This is a genomic window from Hydrogenophaga sp. 2FB, from assembly GCF_005503365.1.
GTDB lineage: Bacteria > Pseudomonadota > Gammaproteobacteria > Burkholderiales > Burkholderiaceae_C > Hydrogenophaga.
In genome coordinates, this window is sequence record NZ_SCML01000030.1 from 1 (window position 1) to 23,852 (window position 23,852).

Here is a 23,852-nt window from a genome sequence, read left to right on the forward strand (position 1 = left end):
GTGCAGAGGCCCAGCCAGCCCCAGGTGGAGCGGGTTTTGGCCGGGCGGGGAGCGGATGCGGTTTGTCTCATGTGGGCGAACTTATGGGGCAGAACGGGCGTCGCGGCAAGGTCTTCGATGGGTGGACCATATGGCGAGGCGGATGGAGTCTATCGGCGGTTTCATCAAGGCCTCGGTACAGTAACGGCGGATACTCCTCCGTCTATACGGTGATTACGTATCCATACATATTTTTTGACGTTCACGCCACACATGTTTGCCGACCTTAATGCCTTTCTATTGCATCTGGCGACGCAGCGCGCCGTGCTGGTGACGGTTGGCGTCACGAAAGGTTCGGTGCCGCGCGAGTCGGGCGCGTGGATGGCGGTGTTTCCAGGCGCCGCCGACAGCCCCATCGGGACCATCGGCGGCGGCCATCTGGAGTGGGACGCGATGCGCCAGGCGCGCGACGCGCTGGCGCGGGCGCCGGCCGATGCGCCACCCGCGTGGGAGCAGTCCGTGGTGCTCGGCCCCAGCCTGGGGCAGTGTTGCGGCGGCGCGCTGGTCTTGCGGTTCGAGCTGGTCGATGCTTCGCACATCGCCGAGCTGCGCGAGCGGCTGAGCGCGGGACAAACGCCACTGGCCTTGTTCGGCGGCGGGCATGTGGGGCGTGCGATCGTGCAGGCGCTGGCGCCGTTGCCGTTCGACGTCACCTGGATCGACAGCCGCGACGAGGTGTTTCCGCAAGACCTGCCGGCCCACGTGCGCGCCGAGCACTCCGATCCGGTGCAGTCCGCGGTGCGCGACCTCACACCCGGTTCCTGCGTGCTCATCATGAGCTTCTCGCACGCCGAAGACCTCGACATCGTCGCCACCTGCCTGCAGCGCCTGCGCGAGCGCGCCGACCTGGGCTTCATCGGCCTCATCGGCAGCGCCACCAAATGGGCCACCTTCCGCAGCCGCTTGCGCCACCGCGGGTTCAGCGACGCCGAGCTGGCGCGCATCACCTGCCCGATCGGTCTGCCCGGCATTGGCGGCAAACAACCGGCGGTGATTGCGGTGTCGGTTGTGGCGCAGTTGTTGCTCGAAACTGCGGAAAACCCCAAGACGTGAACGCTTGAATGTTTCCAAAAACTGTATACACTTTGGCGACCGGTCGCAGCGGAGCAGGTGTTCCCACAACACCCAATCGCGGCCCTCAGACGACTCAGAGCGCCCGCGGTGGTGAGTCGCAAGTGTTGACCTTGCATTGAGGTGCTCATGGAAACGTATCTGCTCGACTGGGCCAATCTGCTGCTGCGCTGGCTGCACGTCATCGTCGCGATCGCCTGGATTGGCTCTTCCTTCTACTTCGTCTTTCTCGACAGCAGCCTCACGCCGCCCGAGGACGAGCAACTCAAGAAGGACGGCGTCAGCGGCGAACTCTGGGCCGTGCACGGCGGCGGGTTCTACCACCCGGTGAAGTTCGCGGTGTCGCCACCCAAGTTGCCGGATCACCTGCACTGGTTCTACTGGGAGAGTTATTCGACCTGGCTCTCGGGCTTTGCACTGTTCCTCATTTCCTACTTGTGGAGCCCGAGCGTCTACCTGATCGACCCCAAGGTGATGGATTGGAGCCCGGCCGCCGCGATCTCGGCGGCGCTGGCCTTCCTGGTGGTGTTCTGGTTGTTGTACGACGCGATCTGCCGCACGCTGGGCCAGACGAAGAACGGCGACGCCAAGGTGGGCGCGCTGGTGCTGGTGCTGGTCTGTGTGGCGGCCTGGCTGGCCACACAACTCTTCGCCGGGCGCGCGGCCTTCCTGCTGGTGGGCGCGATGATCGCCACGGCCATGAGCGCCAACGTGTTCTTCTGGATCATCCCCGGCCAACGCACCGTGGTGGCCGATCTCAAGGCCGGCCGCCCGGTCGACCCGATCCATGGCCAGCGCGGCAAGCAGCGCAGCGTGCACAACACCTACTTCACGCTGCCGGTGTTGTTCGCGATGCTGAGCAACCACTACAGCTTCACCTACACGCACGCCTACAACTGGCTGATCCTGATCGGCATGATGTTCGCGGGCGCTGCCATCCGCCAGTTCTTCGTCATGCGCCACGGTTTCAAGCTGGGCCGCAACAAGCACCCCTGGCCGTATGCCGCGGTCGGCGTGGTGGTGTTGATCGCGCTGATCGTCTGGCTCAAACCCGCGCCGGTGCAGGCCGTGGCCGTCCCCCAGACGGTGAGCTATGCGCAGCTCAAGCCGATCCTCGACCAGCGCTGCGTGATGTGCCATGGCGATGCGCTGCAGTCCAAGAACGTGCGCCTGGACACGCCCGACGCGGTCAAGCTGCACGCACAAGCGGTGTACCAGCAGGCGGTGGTCACGCGCGTGATGCCGATGAACAACGCGACCGGCGTGACCGAGGAAGAGCGTGCCCTGATCGGGCAGTGGTTCAAAGGTGGCGCACGGACGGATTGACACCGCCGCGGTGCGCGCCGGGGTATGTGATCTGCGGTAACCTCGTGACCGATTTCACCACTCCCGAGCAGAGCACACCATGAAGACGCAAGCCGCCGTGGCCTGGACAGCAGGCCAACCTCTCACCATCGAAACCGTGGACCTGCAAGGTCCGAAGTTCGGCGAAGTGCTGGTGGAGATCAAGGCCACCGGCATCTGCCACACCGACTACTACACGCTCTCGGGCGCGGACCCCGAAGGCATCTTCCCGGCCATCCTGGGCCACGAAGGCGCGGGCATCGTGGTCGACGTGGGCCCGGGCGTGACCACGCTCAAGAAGGGCGACCATGTCATCCCGCTCTACACCCCCGAATGCCGCCAGTGCAAGTTCTGCCTGAGCCGCAAGACCAACCTGTGCCAGCTCATCCGCGGCACCCAGGGCAAGGGCCTGATGCCTGACGCCACCAGCCGCTTCAGCCTGGACGGCAAGCCCATCTTCCACTACATGGGCACCAGCACCTTCAGCAACTACACCGTCGCACCCGAGATCTCGCTGGCCAAGATCCGCGAGGACGCACCGTTCGACAAGGTCTGCTACATCGGCTGTGGCGTCACCACCGGCATCGGCGCGGTGATCTTCACCGCCAAGGTGGAGGCGGGTGCGAACGTGGTCGTGTTTGGCCTGGGCGGCATCGGCCTGAACGTGATCCAGGGCGCGAAGATGGTGGGCGCGGACAAGATCATCGGCGTCGATCTGAACCCCGAGCGCGAAGCCATGGCGCGCAAGTTCGGCATGACGCACTTCATCAACCCGAAGAACACCGAGAACGTGGTCGATGCCATCGTGCAGCTCACCGACGGTGGGGCGGACTACAGCTTCGAGTGCATCGGCAACACCAAGGTGATGCGCGACGCGCTGGAGTGCACGCACAAGGGGTGGGGGCGCAGCATCATCATCGGCGTGGCCGAGGCCGGCGCCGAGATCAGCACGCGCCCGTTCCAGCTCGTCACCGGCCGCAAGTGGGAGGGCTCGGCCTTCGGTGGCGCGCGCGGCCGCACCGATGTGCCGAAGATCGTGGACTGGTACATGGAAGGCAAGATCAACATCGACGACCTGATCACGCACAAGCTCAAGCTGGCCGATATCAACGAAGGCTTTGCCCTCATGAAACGCGGCGAATCCATCCGCGCTGTTGTGGAGTTTTGATGAACCTGGAAACGCTTAGCGAGCACCACTGCTTCGGCGGTGTGCAGGGGTTTTACCGCCACGCCTCGACCGAGGTCGGTTTGCCGATGAAGTTCGGCGTGTTCGTGCCGGCACAGGCCGCGAAGGGTCCGGTGCCGGTGCTCTTCTACCTGGCCGGCCTCACCTGCAGCGAAGAAACCTTTGCCATCAAGGCCGGTGCGCAACGGATGGCGGCCGAACTCGGCCTCATGCTCGTGACGCCCGACACCAGCCCGCGCGAGACCGGCATCGCGGGTGCCAGCGCGGCCTGGGATTTCGGCTATGGCGCCGGCTTCTATCTGGACGCGACGCAGGGACCCTGGTCGAAGCACTTCCGCATGGAAAGCTGGATCACGAAGGAACTGCGCGCGCTGGTGCTCGCGCAGTTCCCGGCGCGCGCTGACCGCGTCGGCCTGTTCGGCCATTCCATGGGCGGGCACGGCGCGCTCACGCTGGCCTTGCGCCACCCGGGGCTGTACCAGAGCGTCTCGGCCTTCGCGCCCATCGCCGCGCCCATGCAATGTCCCTGGGGCGAGAAAGCCTTCACCGGCTATCTGGGCGCGGACCGCGCGGCCTGGGCCGCGCACGACGCCACGGAACTCGTGAAGGCCGGCCACAAGGCACCGCCCTTGCTGATCGACCAGGGTCTGGCCGACAACTTCCTGCCGACGCAGTTGCACCCGCACCTGTTCGAAGCCGCGTGCGCGCAGGCCGGCCAGGCGCTCACGCTGCGTCGGCATGAAGGCTACGACCACGGCTATTACTTCATCGCCAGCTTCATCGAAGACCACTTGCGCCACCACGCGCAAACCCTAGCCGCCTGACCCATGCGCCCGCGCCAATTCGACCTGATCGCCTTCGACTGGGACGGCACCCTGTTCGACTCCACCGCGCTGATCGCGCGCTGCATCCAGGCGGCCGTGATCGACGTGGGCGGCAACCCGCCCACGCGCGAAGCCGCCACCTACGTGATCGGCATGGGTCTCATGCAGGCCCTGGAGCACGCTGCGCCGGACGTGCCGCGCGAGAAATACCCCTTGCTGGGCCAGCGCTACCGCCACCACTACACGGCAGCGCAGAACGACCTGAGCCTGTTCGAGGGCGTTCTGCCCATGCTGACCGAACTCAAGCAACGCCACCACTGGCTGGCCGTGGCCACCGGCAAGAGCCGCAGGGGCCTGGACGAGGTGCTGGACACGGTGGAGTTGAAGGGCGTGTTCGATGGCTCGCGCACGGCCGATGAAACCGCGGGCAAACCGAGCCCGCTCATGCTGCACGAACTGATGCGCGAATTCGGCGTGCAGGCCGAGCGCACCTTGATGATCGGCGACACCACGCACGACCTGCAGATGGCCATCAACGCGGGCTGCGCGAGCGTGGGCGTGAGCTACGGCGCGCACGAGCCGGCCACGTTTGCGGAGCTCAATCCCTTGCATGTGGCGCACTCGGTGCGCGGGCTGCACGACTGGCTGAACCTGAACGCCTGAGCTGTCATGAACACACCCGCCGACGATCCGGTTTACGCGCTGTGCAACAGCCAGGACCTGGTCGACGGAGGGCGGGCCGTGTCGTTCGACGTGGTGTATGCCGGCCAGACCTGCCGCGCCTTCGCCATCCGCTACCAGGGCCAGCCACACGCGTACCTGAACCGCTGCGCCCACGTCGCCATGGAGATGGACTGGCAGCCCGACCAGTTCTTCGACGACAGCGGCCGCTGGTTGCTCTGCGCCACGCACGGCGCGGTGTACGACCCCGATACCGGCGCGTGCCGGGGCGGGCCGTGTCGAGGTGGGTTGGTGAAGATCGAGCTGGTGGAGCACGACGGGGTGGTCCACTGGCGGTCACAATACCACCTCAAACCTCTTGAATTCTGAGAACGCTTGACACCATGAACGACGATCCCTTGGGCCTGCCCGGTTCCAGCAACCCCGACCGTGGCTGGGAGCGCGCCACGATCGAAAAACTCGTTTTCGCGACCATCCGCGAGCAGCAGTCCGCGCGCCGCTGGAAGATCTTCAACCGGCTGTTCTGGCTGGTCCTCATCGGCGCGATCGTCTGGCTGGTCTACACCACCAACAACACGGCGGCCGTCAGCACGCCGCACACCGCGGTGGTCGACATCAAGGGCGAGATCGCCAGCGGTGCCGAGGCCAGCGCCGAGAACGTGGTGGCCTCGCTGCGCACGGCGTTCGAGGACGAGGGCGCGCAGGCCGTGGTCCTGCTGATCAACTCGCCAGGCGGCAGCCCGGTGCAGGCCGGCATCATCAACGACGAGATCACGCGCCTGAAGGGTTTGCACGAAAAGAAGGTGTACGCGGTGGTCGAAGAAACCTGCGCGTCGGCGGCTTACTACATCGCCGCCGCGGCGGACGACATCTATGTGGACAAAGCCAGTCTGGTGGGCAGCATTGGCGTGCTCATGGATGGCTTCGGGTTCACCGGCCTGATGGAAAAGCTCGGCGTCGAACGCCGCCTCATGACCGCGGGTGCCAACAAGGGCATGCTCGATCCCTTCAGCCCGCTGGACGACAACCAGCGCGCCTACATGCAGCAGATGCTGGGCGAGATCCACACCCAGTTCATCGACGTGGTGAAGAAGGGCCGCGGCGATCGCTTGAAGGAAAACGGCGACACCTTCAGCGGCCTGGTGTGGAACGGTCAGCAGGCCGTGAAACTGGGCCTGGCTGATGGCATGGGCAACCTTGACTACGTGGCGCGAGAAATCGTCAAGGCCGAAGAAATCGTGGACTACACACAGCGCGAAAACGTGGGCCTGCGCCTGGCCAAACGTTTCGGGGCGAGTATGGGTGAGGGCGTGTTCCACGCCGCTCGCGCCGCTGGTGTATCTCTGAGGTAACCCCCGCGCCGCCTTCGGCGGCGCTCAGCTTCTATAGCCGTTCGGGTTGCCGCTCTGCCAGCGCCAGGCGTCGGTGCACATTTCCTGCAGCGTGCGTTGCGCCTGCCAGCCGAGCAGGCGCCTGGCCAGCGCCGGATCGGCCCAGCACTGGGCCACATCCCCCGCCCGCCGGGCGGCGATCTGATAGGGCACGGGGCGACCGCTGGCCTGCTCGAACGCCCGCACCACTTCCAGCACGCTGTGGCCCCGGCCGGTGCCCAGGTTCACGGTGAAGCTTTCACCGCGCCCGAGCAGGGCCTTCATCGCGGCAACGTGGCCAGCGGCGAGGTCTTGCACATGGATGTAGTCGCGCACACCGGTGCCGTCGGGCGTGGGGTAATCGCCCCCGAACACATTGAGGTGCTCGCGCTGGCCCACGGCCACCTGCGCCACATAGGGCATGAGGTTGTTCGGAATGCCGGCCGGGTCTTCGCCGATCAGGCCACTGGGGTGCGCGCCCACCGGGTTGAAGTACCGCAGCGTGCCCACGCGCCACGCCGGGCGGGCCGCCACAAGTGCGCTGAGCATGTCCTCGATCACCAGCTTGCTGTGACCGTAGGGATTCGTGTGACTGCGCGGAAAGTCCTCAGTGATCGGCACCGTGGCAGGGTCACCGTACACCGTGGCGCTGCTGGAGAACACCAGCGTGGGAGCCCTGTCCGGGTCTTCCGCGTGCAGCGTTTCCATGGCGCGCAGCAGGCTGACCGCGCCGCCAATGTTGTTGTGGAAGTACTTCAGGGGCAGCGCCACGCTTTCGCCCACCGCCTTGTCACCGGCGAAGTGCACCACGCCGGTGGGGCGGTGGCGGCGCAACACGTCTTCCAGCCAGGGCGTGTCGAGTACGTCGCCGCGTTCCAGCGGCACCGCACGGCCAGTGATTTGCGCCAGCCGCTCCATCACTACCGGGTGGCTGTTGGCGAAGTTGTCCAGCACCACCGGCTCAAACCCGGCTTCGATGAGCGCCACGGCGGTGTGGCTTCCGATATAGCCGGCGCCGCCGGTGAGCAGAACTTTCATGGCTGCGAACTCACTTTTTCGGGGTGGCGTCGGACTGGCGGCCGTACACGTCCTCCAGTCGCACGATGTCGTCTTCGCCGAGGTAGCTGCCCGATTGCACCTCGATCATCTCCAGCGTCATCTTGCCGGGGTTGTGCAGGCGGTGCACCTCGCCAATAGGGATGTACGTGGACTGGTTTTCGGACAGCAGGTACACCTCCTGGCCGCGCGTGATCTCGGCCGTGCCCTTGACGATGATCCAGTGCTCGGCGCGGTGGTGGTGCTTTTGCAGGCTGAGCGACGCGCCCGGCTTCACGCCGATGCGCTTGACCTGGAAACGCTCGCCCATGTCGACGCTGTCGTACCAACCCCAGGGACGTGCCACGCGGCGGTGCATGGCGGCCTGTGGAATCTTGCGTTGCGAGAGGTGTGCGACCACGTCTTTGACTTGCTCGGCATGGTCGCGTTGGGCGACCAGCAAGGCATCGGGCGTGTCGATGATCAACAGATCCTGCGTGCCCAGGGCCACCACGGTGCGACCCGGCGCGTGAATGAAGGTGTTGCGCGCGTTCAGGGCATGGCCTTGGCCCGTGATGCGGTTGCCAGCGTCGTCGGCGGCGCTGAGCTCGGCCACGGCATTCCAGCTGCCCACGTCGCTCCACTGGCCCTGGAAGGGCACCACCGCCACGTTGTCGTGCGGCTCCATCACGGCGTAGTCGATGCTCTGGGAGCGGCAGGCGAGGAAGGACTCGGCTTGCGGGCGCACGAAATGGATCTGCCCGACGGTGTCCTGTTGGGGGGTGGCCATGGCCTTTTCGCAAGACTGCAGGATGTCGGGTGCGTGTTGCTTCAGTGCTGCAAGCAAGGTGCTGGCCCGGGTCAGGAAGATGCCGGCATTCCACAGCACGTTGCCCTGCAGCAGCAGCGCCTGTGCGGCGTCGGGCGCGGGCTTCTCGATGAAACGGGCCACCTTGCGGCTGCCATCGCTGCGGTCATCGCCTTGCTGGATGTAACCGTATGCGCTGCTGGGAAAGCTGGGCATCACGCCAAAGGTGACGATGGCGCCGCCTTCGGCTGCGGGCACACCCTGTCGGACGGTCTGGGCGAACGCGGCCGCATCGGGGATGTGGTGGTCCGAAGGGCAGAACAGCAACAGCGGATCGGCGTTGGCGGCGGAGCGCGCCAGCAACGCGGCCAGGGCCATGGCCGCCGCGGTGTTGCGCGCGGCTGGCTCCAGCAACACCTGCCCCGGGACGTGCTCCGCTTCGATGGCATCGGCCACCAGAAAGCGGTGGTCTTCGGCCGCCACGCAGATCACGGTGTTGTCGCACCAGGCCAGGCGATCGAGTGTGAGTTGCAGCAGGCTTTTGTCGCCCACGAGCGGTACAAACTGTTTCGGAAAACTTTGACGACTCAATGGCCACAGACGTGTGCCAGATCCGCCGCAGAGGATGACAGGAGTGATGCTCATGCGAGAGGGGCAGAAGGGTTGAAGGCCATGTCACACATGGTTGCGGGATGCGCGACCCAGTGTAGCGGCTGCGTACAAGCGATCGTTATTATGGACAGCTGTTTCACCTTCGCTGTTTCGGAGTTACCGCACATATGAAGACCATTCGAAAAGCCGTGTTCCCAGTGGGAGGGCTCGGCACCCGCTTTCTGCCCGCCACCAAGGCCATCCCCAAAGAGATGTTGCCGGTGGTGGACAAGCCGCTGATGCAGTACGCCGTGGAAGAGGCCTATGCGGCCGGTATCCGCGAAATGATTTTTGTGACCGGTCGTCACAAGCGCGCCATCGAAGACCATTTCGACACCGCCTACGAACTGGAGATGGAGCTCGAGGCCGCGGGCAAGAGCGCGCTGCTGGACCTGGTGCACTCGATCAAGCCCGACGACATGGACTGTGTCTATGTGCGCCAGCCGCGCGCGCTGGGGCTGGGCCATGCCGTGCTGTGCGCCGAGCGACTGGTGGGCGACGAGCCTTTTGCGGTGCTGCTGGCCGACGATTTGATGATGGGCAAGGACCAGGCAACCGGTGGCGCGACCGTGCTGCAACAGATGGTGCAGGCCTACGAATCCAGCCCGGGCACGGTGCTCGCGGTGCAGGATGTGCCGCGCGCCGAAACCCGCCGTTACGGCGTCGTGGACGTGCACGGCGCAGCACAGGCACTGGCCGAGGTGTTTGCCATGGTGGAGAAGCCCGCGCCCGATGTGGCGCCGTCGACGCTGGCGGTGGCGGGGCGCTACATCCTCACGCCCGCGGTGTTCGAGAGCATTCGCCAGCAGCCGCGTGGCGCCGGTGGCGAAATCCAGCTCACCGACGGCATCGCTGCCCTCATCGGCAAGGAAAAGGTGCAGGCCTTCCGCTACGAAGGCAAGCGCTACGACTGCGGCAGCAAGGAAGGCTTTCTCGAGGCCACGATCGACCTGGCGCTGGCCAATGCCGAACTCAGCGGCTCGGTGCGCGCCCACCTCAAGCGCTTGGCGCTGTCCTCCTGATCGCCTCTGCCTCTAACGCCCGAGCAGGAACACGCTCGGTGCGTCCAGGGGGAGGGACTCCTGCAGCCGCTTGTCCCGCTTCCACTCGCCGACCAATCCGCTGCGGCACACCTGCTGCGGCAACGTGAGCGCGCTGCATACCGCCAGGCGTGTGTGCGGGTGCAGCGTTTGCAATGCCGCCTGCAGCAAGGCGACGTTGCGGTAGGGCGTTTCGATGAACATCTGCGTCTGCCCGGTTTTCAGCGCCACCGCCTCCAGCTCGCGCAGGCGCTTGGCCCGCTCGGTGGTTTCTTGCGGCACGTAGCCGACGAAGGCGAAGTTCTGCCCGTTGAGCCCGCTGGCCGCCAGCGCCAACATGAGCGAGATCGGGCCGGTGAGCGGCACCACGCGCAAACCCATCGCATGCGCAGCCCGCACGATGGAGCTGCCCGGGTCGGCGATGGCAGGCATGCCGGCTTCGCTGACCAGGCCCACGTCGTGCCCGAGCAAGGCGGGCGCCAGGAGTGCCTGGGCTTCGGCGTCGTTGCCGGCTTGCGGTGCGTGGTCGCCCTTCTTGTGCGCCGCTCGCGGCAGTTCGGCGATCTGTTGCGCTTGCAGAGGCGCGGCCAAGCCGGACACCGCCTCCACCCGCTTGAGGAAGGCGCGCGTGCTTTTGGCGTTTTCGGTGATCCAGTGCGTGAGGCGGCTGGTCACCGCCATGGTTTCGGCCGGCAACCACTCGCCAGGCGGCATGGGCGTGTCCTGCGCCATGCCGAAATCCAGCGGCGTTGGCACCAGATAGAGGGCTCCCCGCTTGTCAGAGTGGGTGCTCACAATATCTGCACTCCAGCCGCGCGGACCATGCGGCAGGTGCGGATCAGCGGCAAGCCGACCAGGGCGGTGGGGTCGTCGTTGTCGATGCGCTCCAGCAAGGCAATGCCCAGGCCTTCGCTCTTGGCGCTGCCGGCGCAGTCGTAGGGCTGCTCCTTTCGGAGGTAGTGCTCGATTTCGTCGTCGCTCAGATCGCGAAACACCACGCGAACGGCGGCGATGTCGTGCTGCTCGAACCCGGTGGCCTGGCATACCACGGCCAACGCCGTCTGAAAAACCACCGTTTGGCCCCGCATGCGCCGCAACTGGGCAACGGCGCGCTCATGGGTGCCCGGCTTGCCCAGGGGCTCGCCGTGCAGGTCGGCCACCTGGTCACTGCCGATCACCACCGCCTGTGGGTGGCGTTGCGCCACGTTGCGCGCCTTCTCAATGGCCAGCCGCAAAGCCAGGGCGGCAGGTGCCTCGCCGGGGTGGGGGGTTTCGTCCACCTGGGGCGCAACGGCTTCGAATGGCAGCCCCAACCGGGAAAGCAGTTCGTGGCGGTAGCGCGAGGTCGAGCCGAGGATGAGTGCGCGCGTGGAAGGCGGCGGTAGCGTGTCGGAAGCTGGTGTCATCCCGGTATTTTCGGTGCAATCTTTTACACTGCCCGCATGGTGCGACTCGAAGTCGCCTCATAGTCGTCTACACGACGACATACAACGATAGCCCGTTTTCTCTATGGAGGACACGGGAAACGTCCTCTGAAATGGGGGCGAATTTGTGCAGCCGAAAGGCCCTCTCTCGGCTGCAACAGACGGACCCCCACAAGGGCATCCGAACGTTCGATCGGGCTCCTCCGGGACCTGATTCGTAGCCGAAAAGAGACACAAATCTCTGCTCGGAGGTTAAGTTGCGCGCGTTTTACAAACGGTTGCAATTTGCCCAACAGCAGAACTATCTATGAGCGGCACCGCTCAAGGTGTCTTGTTCTCAACCGAACCGCGTCTGGAACGACGCGTCCTCGTCCGCACATGCGTCTGGAGTAATCCGGGGGTGTGAAGCTGCGGGTAAAACATCCTGCGCCGCAAGGCACACAGGTCACGCGTGAGCGGGGCCGACCTTCGAAGCAAGTCAGAAGGAGGATGTCGAGGAAAAGGGTATGGGAAACGTAATGTGAACTCACGTCTGAACCGTCGCGAGCAGTAGTCAGCTTACGCTTGTGTCTCATCCCTAGGGATGGGGAGCTGCGGCCAAAAGGCACGATGCTGGGAGTCGGGTGTCATACAACTCGACTCGTTCCACACCTAGCATCCGGCGGATAGTGAGTCCCTAACCCCATCTGTCGGTCTGCCGACCGCCAGGGCATCTTGGGAAACGAGGTAAACCCGACGCACCGCCACAGCCCACCCGGGTCGTGGCAACCCAAGCGCAAGCGAGGGCCATGGTGTAGCGGGCAGAGGAAGTTGCAAAAAGCGAATGGTCGTCTGTAATGGGCGGCATAGGGGTTCAAGATTTGCCCCGGGGTGAAAGCCCGCTGACTTGCAACAGGTGCGACGGCGCGAGCCGTGAGCGTCTTTCAACAACCGACCCGGAGGGCATCTGTCCCTCCGGGGATGGGTGCCTTCAACCGGGTCCTAACCGAACCGGAGAAGGTATGGATTACATCGAGAGCGATTTCGATGCTGCGTCCCCGGACGAGGTGAGCGAGTGGCACTCCATTGACTGGAAGGCTGTTCAATACTTCGTAGGGAAAGCGCAATCGAGAATCGCGCAGGCAGAACTGGCGAAGGATTTCCGCAGGGTCAAACGACTTCAGCGGAGCCTGACCCGATCCTGGCAAGCCAAGGCATTGGCGGTCAGGAAAGTTACCGAGAACCAAGGGAAGCGGACCAGTGGCGTGGACCGCGAACTTTGGGATACGCCGCAGAAGAAATGGAACGCAGTCAGTCGATTGAGCGCCAACGGATACCGGGCCCTGCCGCTAAAGCGGGTCTGGATACCAAAGGCCGATGGAAAGGAACGCCCCCTGGGCATCCCGACCATGCGGGACCGTGCGATGCAAGCCCTGTGCTTGTTGGCCATGGAGCCCGCCGCAGAGTGTCATGCCGACCCGAACTCGTATGGGTTCAGAAAAGGTCGGTCCACGCACGACGCGCGGCAGCAATTGTTCCTGTCCCTCGCCAAGAAAGCCTCGGCTCGCTGGGTGTTGGATGCGGACATCACGGGGTTCTTCGACAACATCAACCACGACTGGTTGCTCGCCAACGTTCGTATGAACAAGCGGGTGCTGGGGGAGTGGTTGCGCTGCGGAGTGGTGGACAAACAGCAGCTCCAGAAAACGGAAGCGGGAACGCCCCAAGGGGGGATCATCTCGCCGCTGCTGGCGAACCTGACGCTGGACGGGCTCGAAGCGGGTCTCATGCGGTTCTTGCAGAACCAAATGGGAATCGCCAAAGCCAGAAAAACCAAGGTCAACTTGGTGCGGTATGCCGATGACTTCGTGGTGACGGGCGACTCGAAAGAGGTGCTTGAAACCGTGGTCCGACCGTGGGTGGAAGCATTCTTGCGCGAGCGAGGATTGCAACTGCACGCGGGGAAGACACGCATCGTGCATATCGACGAAGGGTTTGACTTCCTCGGGTGGAATTTCCGAAAGTACTCGGAGAAACTGCTCATCAAGCCAAGCCAGAAGAACGTGAAAGCGTTCTATGGCAAGGTCAGGGACGTCATTGCACAACACCTCTCGACACCAAAGAAGGTACTCATCGCGAAGCTAAACCCAATCCTTCGGGGCTGGGCTCGATACCATCAAGGTGCAGTGGCCAAGGCGACGTTCTCCAAGCTCGACCACCAGATTCTCTGGAGGTTGTGGCGATGGGGGATGCGCCGCCACCCCCGGTGGACACGAGGCAAAGTATTTCAGCACTACTGGAATCACGACTCGGGTCGCTGGGAATTTGAGGCCACAGCACTAAACAGATGGAACGAGGAAATGCGGCTGCGGCTGTACCTTCTCGCGGACACGAAAATTGTCCGCCACAAGAAGGTCAAGGGGGAGTACAACCCCTTTGACCCTGCATGGGAAGCCTACGGAGAACGCCTCAAACGCGACAGAATGGTGCAAGCCATCTGGAGCGGACAGCGGCTGGAACTGTGGATGAACCAGAACGGCAAATGTGCGCACTGTGGAACAGAGATGGACCACGAAGATAGCGGGCTCGACAACCACCACATCGTCCCAGTACGGTTGGGTGGCACGGACAGCCTACAGAATCGTGTGTTGCTACACCCATGGTGTCACCGGCGTATCCACGCCCTAGGTTTGGAGGTAGCCAAGCCGGTCCCAGCACGGGGACTTTAATCTGAAGTAAATGGGGTAGAGCTATGCAGCTCGCCGACCCCGTGGAAGCAGTGGTCGTGCATGAGCCGTATGCGTTGAAAGGCGCACGTACGGTTCTTCGGGGGGGATATAGTAGAAATACTATGTCCCTACCCTCCAAAACGAACCCCAAGACAGCCTGGAACCCGGATCGGCTGGATGTGCGCGCCTTCGCCCTGGCGGGCGCCCGCCTGGAGGCCGAGGTGCCGCTGCCCGCGTTCGAGCGGCTGTATGCCGAGGCGGCGCCGGCTGATGGCGCGCCTGCCTCGGTGCATTGGCAGGCGCAAGGTGAGATGCGGCCGGCCGCATCGGGCGGTGCTCCGGCGGTGTGGTTGCACCTTGAGGCCGACACCCATGTGCCTCTGACCTGTCAGCGTTGCCTGGGTGTGGTGGATACCGGTCTGACGGTGGATCGCTGGTTCCGCTTCGTGGCAGACGAGGCCGCCGCTGCCGCCGAAGACGACGATTGCGAAGAAGATCTGCTGGCCCTCGAACCCCGACCCCGCCTGCACGACGTGCTGGAAGACGAGTTGCTGATGGAGCTGCCGCTTGTGCCCATGCACGAGGTCTGCCCGGTACAGGTGCCCATGCAGGCCACCGACCCCGAGGTGGATGCGGGCGATACCGAGGTCCGCAAGAACCCGTTCGCGGCATTGGCCCGGCTGAAAAAGTAGATTGAGCGATGCCAGGCCGTTCGGGCTATAATGCTTGGCTTTGCGCCAACACCCATTTGCATCGTTGTCGATGTGCTCTGGTCAGGCGCACAAACCGGTTGAGCGGGGTTGCATCAGTGCTCCGTTTTTGCCACTCCGTTTGACCCTTACCGATTTCAGGAGCCCACCATGGCTGTTCAGCAAAACAAAAAGTCCCCTTCCAAGCGTGGCATGCACCGTTCGCACAACGCGCTGAACGTGCCCGGCATCGCCGTGGAACCCACCACCGGTGAAACCCACCTGCGCCACCACATCAGCCCCAATGGCTTCTACCGTGGCCGCCAAGTGCTGAAAAACAAGTCCGAAGCCTAATGCCGGGTTGCCAGGGGCCTCGCCGCGGTGTCGCGAACGGGGTCCGGTTGGCCATGAAGGACCAGGCCCGCATGCTGCATGCGGGCTTTTTTTATTCTTGGGGTGCGTTCGGCGCCCGATCCGGGGTGTTGTCATGATCACCATCGCTGTGGATTGCATGGGAGGCGATGTCGGGCCGGCGGTCACCGTGCCTGCGTGTACCGCCTTCCTGTCCAGCCACCCTCAGGCGAAATTGCTGCTGGTTGGCCAGCCTGAGGTGTTTGGCGCCTGGCCTCAACTGCTCAAGCATGCGCGTTGCAGTGTGGTGCCGGCGACCGAGGTCGTCACCATGGAGGACCCGGTGGAGGTTGCGTTGAGGCGCAAAAAAGACTCCTCCATGCGCGTCGCCATCAATCAGGTCAAGGATGGCGCGGCCCAGGCCGCCGTCTCGGCGGGCAACACCGGTGCGCTGATGGCCATCGCCCGCTATGTGCTCAAGACCATGGACGGCATTGATCGCCCAGCGATTGCCACCCAGATGCCCAACGCCAAAGGCGGTGCGACCACCGTGCTGGACTTGGGCGCCAACGTCGATTGTTCCGCCGAACACTTGCTTCAGTTCGCCGTGATGGGCTCTGCCTTGGTGGCCGCGGCCTCAGGGCAAAAATCCCCCTCCGTTGGCTTGCTCAATGTCGGTGAAGAAGTTATCAAGGGCAGCGAAGTCATCAAAAAAGCGGGCATCCTGTTGCGAAATGCTTCCAACGCCGGTGATCTGAATTTTTTTGGAAACATTGAAGGTGACGACATTTTCAAGGGCACGACCGACATCGTTGTCTGCGATGGTTTTGTCGGCAACGTGGCTCTCAAGGCCAGCGAAGGCTTGGCGTCGATGATCAGCGGCTTCATTCGGGAAGAGTTTTCCAAGAATATTTTCCGAAAAATAGGCGCCATTTGCGCTTATCCAGTGCTAAAAGCGTTTAAAAACCGTGTGGACCATCGTCGGTACAACGGCGCGGCGCTGTTGGGCCTGCAAGGCCTGGTGTTCAAGAGCCATGGATCTGCCGACGCGTTTGCTTTCGAACAGGCGCTTGCCCGCGCTTATGATGCGGCACACAACCAATTGCTGGACAACGTGCGAGAGCGCATTGCCCATGCCAAGTTGCTGAACTCGCCGGAATCGCTGCCGGGCGAGTTGAACAGCGCCCCGACCCACTGAAATTTCGATTCGCTTCGCATGACACGCTACGCCCGCATCACCGGCACCGGCAGTTGCCTGCCGCCCCAGCGTCTGACCAATGCCGACATGGTGGCCATGCTGGCCCCCCGCGGTGTGGAGACCAGCGACGAATGGATCGTCGAGCGCACGGGCATTCGTGCGCGCCATTTTGTGGCCGATGGCGTGTACGCCAGCGACCTGGCCGCCGATGCCTGCCGCAAGGCGTTGGAGGCCGCGGGCGCCGCGGCCAGCGAGATCGATCTGATCATCGTCGCCACATCCACGCCCGACATGGTGTTTCCGTCGACGGCCGCGATCCTGCAGCACAAGCTGGGCATTGCGGGTTGTCCGGTGTTCGACGTGCAGGCGGTCTGCAGCGGATTCATCTATGCACTGACCGTGGCGGATTCGCTCATACGCTCGGGCACCGCAAGCAAGGCGCTGGTGGTGGGTTCCGAAATCTTCAGCCGCCTGCTCGACTTCAACGACCGCACCACCTGCGTGCTGTTTGGCGACGGTGCTGGTGCCGTCGTGCTGGAAGCGTCCGACACCCCCGGCATCCTGGCCACTGACATCCACGCCGACGGCAAACATACGGGCATCCTGTGTGTGCCGGGTCACGTGTCGGGCGGCCAGATCCTGGGCGATCCGCTGCTCAAGATGGATGGACAGGCCGTGTTCAAGCTGGCGGTGGGCGTGCTGGAAGACACCGCCCGCACCGTGCTGGCAAAGGCGGGCAAGACCACCGAGGACATCGATTGGTTGATTCCGCACCAGGCCAACATCCGCATCATGCTGAGCACGGCCCGCAAGCTCAAACTGCCTCAGGACAAGGTGGTGGTCACCGTGGATGAGCACGGCAACACCTCGGCCGCATCGATCCCGCTTGCACTGGATCACGCGGTGCGCCAAGGCAAAGTGAAGCGTGGCGACACGCTGATGCTGGAAGGCGTGGGCGGTGGATTTACCTGGGGCTCGGTGCTGCTGGATTTCTGATCCGGCGCTGGTGCGCCTCCACTCTTCTCAGAAACAGATACCTCATGAAGAATTTTGCTTTTGTGTTCCCTGGCCAGGGTTCTCAAGCCGTGGGCATGCTCGATGCATGGGCCGATCACCCCGCTGTGGTGGAGACGCTGAAGGAATCCTCGGACGCCATGGGCGAAGACATCGGCAAGCTGATCCACGAAGGACCGGCTGACGTGCTGGCCATGACCGTCAACACCCAGCCGGTGATGCTGGTAGCGGGCATCGCCGCGTGGCGCGTCTGGCGTTCGGAGGGCGGCGCCTTGCCGGCGGCTGTCGCAGGGCATTCGCTGGGCGAATATTCCGCGCTGGTGGCGGCAGGCACTCTGACGCTGGCGCAGGCCGTTCCACTGGTGCGCTTCCGTGCGCAGGCCATGCAGGATGCCGTGCCCGCGGGAACGGGTGCGATGGCCGCGGTACTGGGACTCAGTGCCGATGCCGTGGCGGCCGGATGCAAAGAGGCCCAGGCGAGCTTCGGGCCGGGCAGTGCCGAGGTGGTGGAGGCGGTGAACTACAACGACCCCGTGCAAACCGTGATTGCCGGCAGCAAGGCTGCCGTCGACAAGGCGTGTGAAGTGCTGAAGGCGCAGGGCGCCAAGCGGACGCTGCCTTTGCCGGTTTCAGCGCCTTTCCATTCGAGTCTGATGAAGCCCGCGGCGGAAAAGCTCAAGGAAAAACTCGCTGCCACTGTGTTCCTTGCACCGCAGATTCCGGTGGTCAACAACATCGATGTGGCGGTCGAGTCCGACCCGGACCGCATCCGTGATGCCTTGTACCGCCAGGCCTTCGGGCCCGTGCGCTGGGTAGAGTGTGTGGGCGCGATCAAGGCCCGTGGCATCGATACGGTGGTCGAGTGTGGTCCGCGCAAGGTGCTGACCGCGATGGTCAAGCGCGTGGACCCGACGCTGACCGGTGCGGCACTGTTCGATCCTGCGACACTCGCAGAGGTCAAGGCCCTGCTGGCCTGACGCTTGGAGAAACCATGTCTGAAATCAAATTTGCGGGCCAGGTGGCCTTGGTGACTGGCGCCTCGCGCGGCATTGGCGCGGCCATCGCAACGGAATTGGCAGCCCGTGGCCTGACGGTGATCGGCACCGCCACCAGTGATGACGGCGCGGCCAAGATTGGCGCTGCGCTGGCTGCGGTGCCCGGTGCGGTCGGTGGTTGCCGTGGTGCGAAGCTGGATGTGAACGACGCGGCCGCCGCAGAGGCTTTGATCGACGAGATCGTCAAGACCCACGGAGGGCTGCAGGTGCTGGTAAACAACGCCGGCATCACGCGCGACATGTTGGCCATGCGTTTGAAAGACGGCGATTGGGATGCGGTGCTCGACACCAACCTCAAGGCCGTGTTCCGCATGAGCCGTGCAGCCATCCGCCCGATGATGAAGCAGCGCTATGGTCGCATCATCAGCATCACCAGTGTGGTGGGTGCTTCGGGCAATGCGGGACAGGCCAACTATGCGGCCGCCAAGGCCGGCGTGGCCGGCATGACGCGCGCGTTGGCGCGCGAGCTCGGCAGCCGCAGCATCACGGTGAACTGCGTCGCTCCCGGCTTCATCGAAACCGACATGACGGCTGCGTTGCCCGAAGAACAGCAAAAAGCATTGCTGGGGCAGATTCCGTTGGGCCATCTGGGCAAACCCGCGGACATTGCACACGCCGTGGCCTATCTGGCCAGCCCGCAGGCGGCCTATGTGACGGGACAGGAATTGCACGTCAACGGCGGCATGTTCATGTCCTGAATCCGCAGGCATTTTCGATTTTTGCGCCGCGTCAGCCGCCCGGCGGGCCGTCTGGAGGGCATTCACCCCGGCACGGCTAAAATGGCGGACTGTATTTCAACCACCCTCAGAGGGACCTATGAGCGATATCGAAGCACGCGTTAAGAAAATCATTGCCGAACAACTCGGTGTGGAAGAGGGGCAGGTCACGAACGAAAAGGCCTTTGTGGCCGACCTGGGTGCCGATTCGCTGGACACGGTTGAACTGGTGATGGCACTGGAAGACGAGTTCGGTATCGAGATCCCCGACGAGGAAGCCGAAAAGATCACCACGGTCCAGAAAGCCATCGACTACGCGATGGCCAACCAGAAAGCCTGAAGCCCCGATGAGCCGTCGCCGTGTCGTCGTGACCGGCCTGGGTTGCATCAGCCCCGTGGGCAACACGGTGGCGGATTCCTGGGCCAACCTCCTGGCCGGACAGTCCGGTATTGATTTCATCACGAGGTTCGACGCATCGAACTTCGCCTGCAAGTTTGCGGGAGAGGTCAAAGGGTTCAACCTGGATGAGTACCTCACCGCCAAAGAAGCGCGGACGATGGATACCTTCATCCATTTCGGCGTAGCCGCTGCCATGCAGGCGGTCGCAGACTCGGGGCTTCCCGTGGGCGACCAATTGGGCGACGAGCAGGCAACCCGCATCGGTTGCGTGATCGGCTCCGGCATTGGCGGCTTGCCGCTGATCGAGGAGACGCACACCGAGTTGACCAATCGGGGGCCGCGGCGCATCACGCCGTTCTTCGTGCCGGCTTCGATCATCAACATGATCTCGGGCCATGTGTCGATGAAGTTCGGGTTCAAGGGCCCGAACATCGCCATCGTCACGGCCTGCACCACCGGCCTTCACTGCATTGGTGAGGCGGGTCGCATGATCGAGTACGGCGATGCCGACGTGATGATCGCGGGGGGCTCCGAAGCCACGGTGTCGCCTCTGGGCATCGGCGGCTTTGCCGCGATGCGCGCCCTGTCGACCCGCAACGACGATCCGAAGACGGCATCGCGTCCCTGGGACAAGGACCGGGACGGTTTCGTTCTGGGAGAAGGTGCGGGCGTCATGGTGCTGGAAGAGTACGAACACGCCAAGGCACGCGGCGCGAAGATCTACGCAGAGTTGGGTGGCTTTGGCATGAGTGCCGACGCCGGTCACATGACGGCGCCGAACATGGACGGCCCTCGCCGAGCCATGGTGAGCGCGATGCGCAATGCGGGTGTCAACGCGGACCAGGTGGACTACCTGAACGCGCACGGCACCTCCACGCCGCTGGGTGACATCAACGAAACGAACGCCATCAAAGCCGCGCTGGGCGACCATGCCAAGAAGATGGTGGTCAGTTCGACGAAATCGATGACGGGCCACTTGCTGGGGGGTGCGGGAGGCATCGAATCGGTGTTCACCGTGCTGTCGCTCCACCACCAGAAGGTGCCGCCGACCATCAACATCTTCAACCAGGACCCGGAGTGTGATCTGGACTACTGTGCCAATACCGCACGGGACCTGAAGATCGACGTGGCCGTGAAGAACAATTTCGGCTTCGGCGGGACCAACGGCACGCTGGTGTTCCGGCGCGTCTGAACGCATCGCTGCTCTGATCAACCTTTTCGATTCGCATGACCAGCGCCCCGTCGGTGACATACCCGGTGGGGCGTTGCCGTTTTTACGCGTGGGTGTTGATGGTGCTGGCCGTGTCGGGTGCTGCGGTGCTTGGCGTGTGGATGGCCGGCGTTGAGCCGCGCCGTGTCTGGCCAGGCTGGTTGGGCGCCGTCGCGTGGTTGCTGTGGCTGGCCTTCGCCGCGTGGAGCTGGTGGCGCTCGCCGGTGGGGCAGTTGCGATGGGATGTGGCTGCCCCGACGCAAAAGGACGCAAAGCCCGGGGCCTGGTTGTGGCGCAGCGCGTCGTCTCCCGAAGGGACCCCGTTGCAGCGGGTGGAGAGCATGATCGATCTGCAAAACCATGTCCTGTTGTGTCTCCACAGCGCCGACGCGCTCACGCGCTGGGTCTGGGTGGAACGGGTTCGTGACCCCGTGCGCTGGCGTGACTTGCGCCGTGCGCTGGTGGCCCATACCTGAAGACCACAAACCCCTGGGTTATATTTCCGCGCGCATGACACCCGAAGACCACACCGCTCCTCAGCCGCCCGACAGCGACGTCATGCTGGTGCAGCGCACGCTCGCGGGGGAGCAGCGCGCGTTCGAAATGCTGGTCGTGAAGTACCAGCGCCGGGTGGAGCGCCTGATCGGGCGCATGGTGCGCGACGCGGACCTGGTGCAGGACATCGCCCAGGAAACCTTCATTCGTGCCTACCGCGCACTTGCCCAGTTCCGTGGCGATGCCCAGTTCTACACCTGGCTGTACCGCATTGCGGTCAACACGGCCAAGAAGCAGCTCCTGGAGCTCAAGCGCGATCCGCTGGTTTTCCAGTCGCAAATGAAATCCGGGGACGACGATGAAACTTCCGCGCCAGAACGCGAACTAAATTCTGGAGCGGCTGATTCCGAGACGCCCGAGGCGGTATTGGCCAGCAAGGAAATCGCCCAGGCGGTCAATGCCGCCATGGATGCGCTGCCCGAAGAGTTGCGCATGGCGATCACCCTGCGAGAAATCGAGGGCATGAGCTACGAAGAAATCGCTACCGCACTGGAATGTCCTATCGGCACCGTGCGTTCCCGGATATTCCGGGCGCGTGAGGCCATTTCGGGGCGCATCAAACCGATGCTCGAGCGCCAGACAGGTAAACGCTGGTAGGAGAGGCAGGGCGCGCCACGCACAATGGCCGCCACTGGCCCAGTGAATTTGGGAAGTTCAGGAAGTCATCATGAATGCCGTACAAGTCAGTTTGAATCCTCAGTCTCAGGAAGACGCTGGCAGTCGTTCGCCGGAGCATGTGTTGTCCGCATTGGTGGACGGCGAGGCCGACGACGAGCAGCTTGCAGCATGGTTTGCGTCGGAAACCGACACTGCGGAAGTGCTTGTGAAATGGCACAGCTACCAGGTGATCGGTGACGTGCTGCGTGGCGACAGCGCAGCGGCCAGCGTTGCACAAGCGCCCAGCGATTTCCTCTCCGGCGTGCGCGCGCGACTCCGATCCGAAGCGATGCCGGTCATGCTGCCCGCAGCACACTCGGTGCCTGCGCGCGAGCCTGCCGCAAACGATGCGGTCTTCCGTTGGCAGCTTGTGGCGGGCCTGGCTTCGCTGGCGGCGGTGATGGCGATCAGCTGGACGGTCTTGAGTGGTGCGCCTTCGGGTTCTGGCGCCGCCGCCCCGCAACTGGCGGCAGCGCCTGCCCCTGCCGCCGCGACAGCGTCGTCAGTGCCGCCGTCCACCACGGTGGTGGTGAACACGGGGCAAGGGCCCTTGATCCGAGACGCCCGCCTCGAGGAACTGTTGGCCGAGCATCGCCAGAATGGCGGTATGTCTGCGCTGCAGATGCCCACGGGATTCATTCGCAGTGCCACCTACGACGCCGCAGGACGTTGAGAATCCATGACGTTTGCCTTGCCCCTGTCCTTTCGCCACTCCGATGTCCGCTCGGCATTGCGGCACCTTCCGTTGCGTGAGCGGCCGGGTATTCGGCGCTGGAGTGCGGCGGCGCTGGTCGCGCTGGCTTCGGGATTCATGATTCCCGTGCATGGGCAGCAGAGCACCCCCGCAGCAACGGACCAGACACGCAGTGTCAACGAGTGGCTCACGCGTTTGCACGAGGCCTCGCAACGGCGCGCCTACGTTGGCACACTGGTGGTATCGGCGGGGGCGGCCATGTCGGCTTCGAAGATCTGGCATGTGTGCGACGGCTCGCAGCAGATGGAGCGCATCGACACACTCACGGGGACGCCCCGGACCACGATTCGCCGCAACAAGGAGGTCATCACCTTCGTGCCCGAATCAAAAACCGCGTTCGTGGAAAAGCGGGAGTCGTTGGGCATGTTCCCGGAGTTTCTCGGCAAGCCCGGCAACCAGATTGCGCAGTTCTACAGCGTGCGCGAGATCGGTGCGCAGCGGGTGGCGGGCCATCTGGCCGACATGGTGGAACTCCTGCCGCGCGACGATCTCCGTTTTGGTTACCGCATCTGGTCGGAGCAGCAATCCGGTCTAGTGGTGAAGCTGCAGACCCTCGGTGGACAGGGCGCCGTGCTGGAGCAGGTGGCGTTCTCCGAATTGCAGATGGACGCGCCGGTCAGCATGGACAAGCTCAAGCGGCTCATGAAAGACACGCGGGGCTACGACGTGCACAAGCCGGTTCTGAAGAAGACGACGGCCGAAGCGGAGGGGTGGCGCTTGAGCGAGCCCGTCCCGGGCTTCACGCCCATGAGCTGTCACACGCGTGAGGTCGCCGGAGCCGCTGCGCAGAGCCCGGGCACGGCGCCCATGCAATGGGTGTTCTCCGATGGCCTGGCTTCGGTCTCGCTGTTCGTCGAGCCTTTTGATCCGCAGCGCCACACAGCGGAATCGTCGGCGGTGGTGGGTGCGACGCACTCGGTCAACCGCCGCGTGGGCGACCATTGGCTGACCGTACTGGGGGAGGTGCCTCCCGCTACCCTGCGCCGTTTTGCCCTGTCGCTGGAGCGAACGCGCCCGTGAGGGCGTCACGCCAGCGGCGCGCTTGCTTTCCAGCATCTGTATTTGTGTAAAG

The 23,852-nt window shown here is 64.0% G+C and carries 25 protein-coding genes; 21 read left to right on the top strand and 4 right to left on the bottom strand.

The window, feature by feature from the left end; genetic code table 11:
- Window positions 1–252 precede the first annotated feature (252 nt).
- The 7 genes from xdhC to FFS09_RS17790 all read left to right on the top strand — a co-directional run bounded on the left by xdhC (window position 253) and on the right by FFS09_RS17790 (window position 6,497).
- Window positions 253–1,092, top strand: coding sequence for a xanthine dehydrogenase accessory protein XdhC (gene xdhC, locus FFS09_RS17760; protein ID WP_137920232.1), 840 nt, complete (start codon window positions 253–255; stop codon window positions 1,090–1,092).
- 147 nt (window positions 1,093–1,239) lie between these two features.
- Entirely contained in the window at window positions 1,240–2,436 is a 1,197-nt protein-coding gene (locus FFS09_RS17765; RefSeq protein ID WP_137920233.1) for a urate hydroxylase PuuD, read from the top strand.
- A gap of 79 nt (window positions 2,437–2,515) precedes the next feature.
- Window positions 2,516–3,622, top strand: a complete 1,107-nt coding sequence (locus FFS09_RS17770; RefSeq protein ID WP_137920234.1) for an S-(hydroxymethyl)glutathione dehydrogenase/class III alcohol dehydrogenase — start codon at window positions 2,516–2,518, stop codon at window positions 3,620–3,622.
- Window positions 3,622–4,464, top strand: a complete 843-nt coding sequence (gene fghA, locus FFS09_RS17775) for an S-formylglutathione hydrolase (RefSeq protein ID WP_137920235.1) — start codon at window positions 3,622–3,624, stop codon at window positions 4,462–4,464. Before FFS09_RS17770 ends, fghA begins: the two co-directional genes overlap by 1 nt.
- Before the next feature lie 3 nt (window positions 4,465–4,467).
- Window positions 4,468–5,127, top strand: coding sequence for an HAD family hydrolase (locus FFS09_RS17780; protein ID WP_137920236.1), 660 nt, complete (start codon window positions 4,468–4,470; stop codon window positions 5,125–5,127).
- A gap of 6 nt (window positions 5,128–5,133) precedes the next feature.
- The gene (locus FFS09_RS17785) at window positions 5,134–5,514 is read left to right on the top strand and encodes a Rieske (2Fe-2S) protein (protein WP_137920237.1); all 381 of its coding nucleotides are present in this window, start codon (window positions 5,134–5,136) and stop codon (window positions 5,512–5,514) included.
- Window positions 5,515–5,528: 14 nt separating this feature from the next.
- Window positions 5,529–6,497: a S49 family peptidase gene (locus FFS09_RS17790; RefSeq protein WP_137920238.1), complete on the top strand. Its 969-nt coding sequence runs from the start codon at window positions 5,529–5,531 to the stop codon at window positions 6,495–6,497.
- Between the two features lie 24 nt (window positions 6,498–6,521).
- Here the strand turns inward: FFS09_RS17790 and galE are convergent, their stop codons facing one another.
- Both galE and FFS09_RS17800 read right to left on the bottom strand, forming a co-directional pair.
- Window positions 6,522–7,553, bottom strand: a complete 1,032-nt coding sequence (gene galE / locus FFS09_RS17795; RefSeq protein ID WP_137920239.1) for a UDP-glucose 4-epimerase GalE — start codon at window positions 7,551–7,553, stop codon at window positions 6,522–6,524.
- 10 nt (window positions 7,554–7,563) lie between these two features.
- Complete coding sequence (locus FFS09_RS17800) at window positions 7,564–9,003, bottom strand: mannose-1-phosphate guanylyltransferase/mannose-6-phosphate isomerase (RefSeq protein ID WP_137920240.1); 1,440 nt, start codon at window positions 9,001–9,003, stop codon at window positions 7,564–7,566.
- A 134-nt stretch (window positions 9,004–9,137) separates the two neighbouring features.
- Here FFS09_RS17800 and galU point away from each other — a divergent pair, with 134 nt between their 5' ends.
- Window positions 9,138–10,031 carry a UTP--glucose-1-phosphate uridylyltransferase GalU gene (galU, locus tag FFS09_RS17805; protein ID WP_137920241.1) on the top strand — a complete coding sequence of 298 codons (894 nt, stop codon included), beginning with the start codon at window positions 9,138–9,140 and terminating at the stop codon, window positions 10,029–10,031.
- A gap of 12 nt (window positions 10,032–10,043) precedes the next feature.
- On the opposite strand, the gene FFS09_RS17810 is transcribed toward galU, so the two are convergent.
- Together FFS09_RS17810 and FFS09_RS17815 are read right to left on the bottom strand one after the other, a co-directional pair.
- Window positions 10,044–10,781, bottom strand: a complete 738-nt coding sequence (locus FFS09_RS17810; RefSeq protein ID WP_137920302.1) for an SAM-dependent methyltransferase — start codon at window positions 10,779–10,781, stop codon at window positions 10,044–10,046.
- A gap of 59 nt (window positions 10,782–10,840) precedes the next feature.
- Complete coding sequence (locus tag FFS09_RS17815) at window positions 10,841–11,455, bottom strand: Maf family nucleotide pyrophosphatase (RefSeq protein WP_137920242.1); 615 nt, start codon at window positions 11,453–11,455, stop codon at window positions 10,841–10,843.
- A gap of 1,019 nt (window positions 11,456–12,474) precedes the next feature.
- Here FFS09_RS17815 and ltrA point away from each other — a divergent pair.
- The 13 genes from ltrA to FFS09_RS17880 all read left to right on the top strand — a co-directional run bounded on the left by ltrA (window position 12,475) and on the right by FFS09_RS17880 (window position 23,800).
- Entirely contained in the window at window positions 12,475–14,181 is a 1,707-nt protein-coding gene (gene ltrA / locus FFS09_RS17820; protein WP_137920243.1) for a group II intron reverse transcriptase/maturase, read from the top strand.
- A 122-nt stretch (window positions 14,182–14,303) separates the two neighbouring features.
- Window positions 14,304–14,873, top strand: a complete 570-nt coding sequence (locus FFS09_RS17825; RefSeq protein WP_137920244.1) for a YceD family protein — start codon at window positions 14,304–14,306, stop codon at window positions 14,871–14,873.
- Between the two features lie 168 nt (window positions 14,874–15,041).
- On the top strand, window positions 15,042–15,224 hold the full coding sequence (gene rpmF / locus FFS09_RS17830) for a 50S ribosomal protein L32 (RefSeq protein ID WP_005794249.1): 183 nt from the start codon (window positions 15,042–15,044) through the stop codon (window positions 15,222–15,224).
- A 133-nt stretch (window positions 15,225–15,357) separates the two neighbouring features.
- The gene (gene plsX, locus FFS09_RS17835) at window positions 15,358–16,419 is read left to right on the top strand and encodes a phosphate acyltransferase PlsX (RefSeq protein ID WP_137920245.1); all 1,062 of its coding nucleotides are present in this window, start codon (window positions 15,358–15,360) and stop codon (window positions 16,417–16,419) included.
- An 18-nt stretch (window positions 16,420–16,437) separates the two neighbouring features.
- Window positions 16,438–17,415: a beta-ketoacyl-ACP synthase III gene (locus FFS09_RS17840; RefSeq protein ID WP_137920246.1), complete on the top strand. Its 978-nt coding sequence runs from the start codon at window positions 16,438–16,440 to the stop codon at window positions 17,413–17,415.
- Window positions 17,416–17,459: 44 nt separating this feature from the next.
- Window positions 17,460–18,410, top strand: coding sequence for an ACP S-malonyltransferase (gene fabD / locus FFS09_RS17845; protein WP_137920247.1), 951 nt, complete (start codon window positions 17,460–17,462; stop codon window positions 18,408–18,410).
- A 14-nt stretch (window positions 18,411–18,424) separates the two neighbouring features.
- Window positions 18,425–19,186 (top strand): 3-oxoacyl-ACP reductase FabG, encoded by a 762-nt coding sequence (gene fabG / locus FFS09_RS17850; protein ID WP_137920248.1) that lies wholly within the window; start codon window positions 18,425–18,427, stop codon window positions 19,184–19,186.
- A 118-nt stretch (window positions 19,187–19,304) separates the two neighbouring features.
- Window positions 19,305–19,544, top strand: a complete 240-nt coding sequence (gene acpP, locus FFS09_RS17855; RefSeq protein ID WP_137920249.1) for an acyl carrier protein — start codon at window positions 19,305–19,307, stop codon at window positions 19,542–19,544.
- 7 nt (window positions 19,545–19,551) lie between these two features.
- On the top strand, window positions 19,552–20,796 hold the full coding sequence (gene fabF / locus FFS09_RS17860; protein WP_137920250.1) for a beta-ketoacyl-ACP synthase II: 1,245 nt from the start codon (window positions 19,552–19,554) through the stop codon (window positions 20,794–20,796).
- A 35-nt stretch (window positions 20,797–20,831) separates the two neighbouring features.
- Window positions 20,832–21,290 (top strand): hypothetical protein, encoded by a 459-nt coding sequence (locus tag FFS09_RS17865; protein WP_137920251.1) that lies wholly within the window; start codon window positions 20,832–20,834, stop codon window positions 21,288–21,290.
- A gap of 34 nt (window positions 21,291–21,324) precedes the next feature.
- Entirely contained in the window at window positions 21,325–21,966 is a 642-nt protein-coding gene (gene rpoE / locus FFS09_RS17870) for an RNA polymerase sigma factor RpoE (protein WP_137920252.1), read from the top strand.
- A gap of 70 nt (window positions 21,967–22,036) precedes the next feature.
- Window positions 22,037–22,699, top strand: a complete 663-nt coding sequence (locus FFS09_RS17875; protein ID WP_137920253.1) for a sigma-E factor negative regulatory protein — start codon at window positions 22,037–22,039, stop codon at window positions 22,697–22,699.
- A 6-nt stretch (window positions 22,700–22,705) separates the two neighbouring features.
- Window positions 22,706–23,800, top strand: coding sequence for a MucB/RseB C-terminal domain-containing protein (locus tag FFS09_RS17880; protein ID WP_137920254.1), 1,095 nt, complete (start codon window positions 22,706–22,708; stop codon window positions 23,798–23,800).
- The last annotated feature ends 52 nt before the right edge of the window (window positions 23,801–23,852 follow it).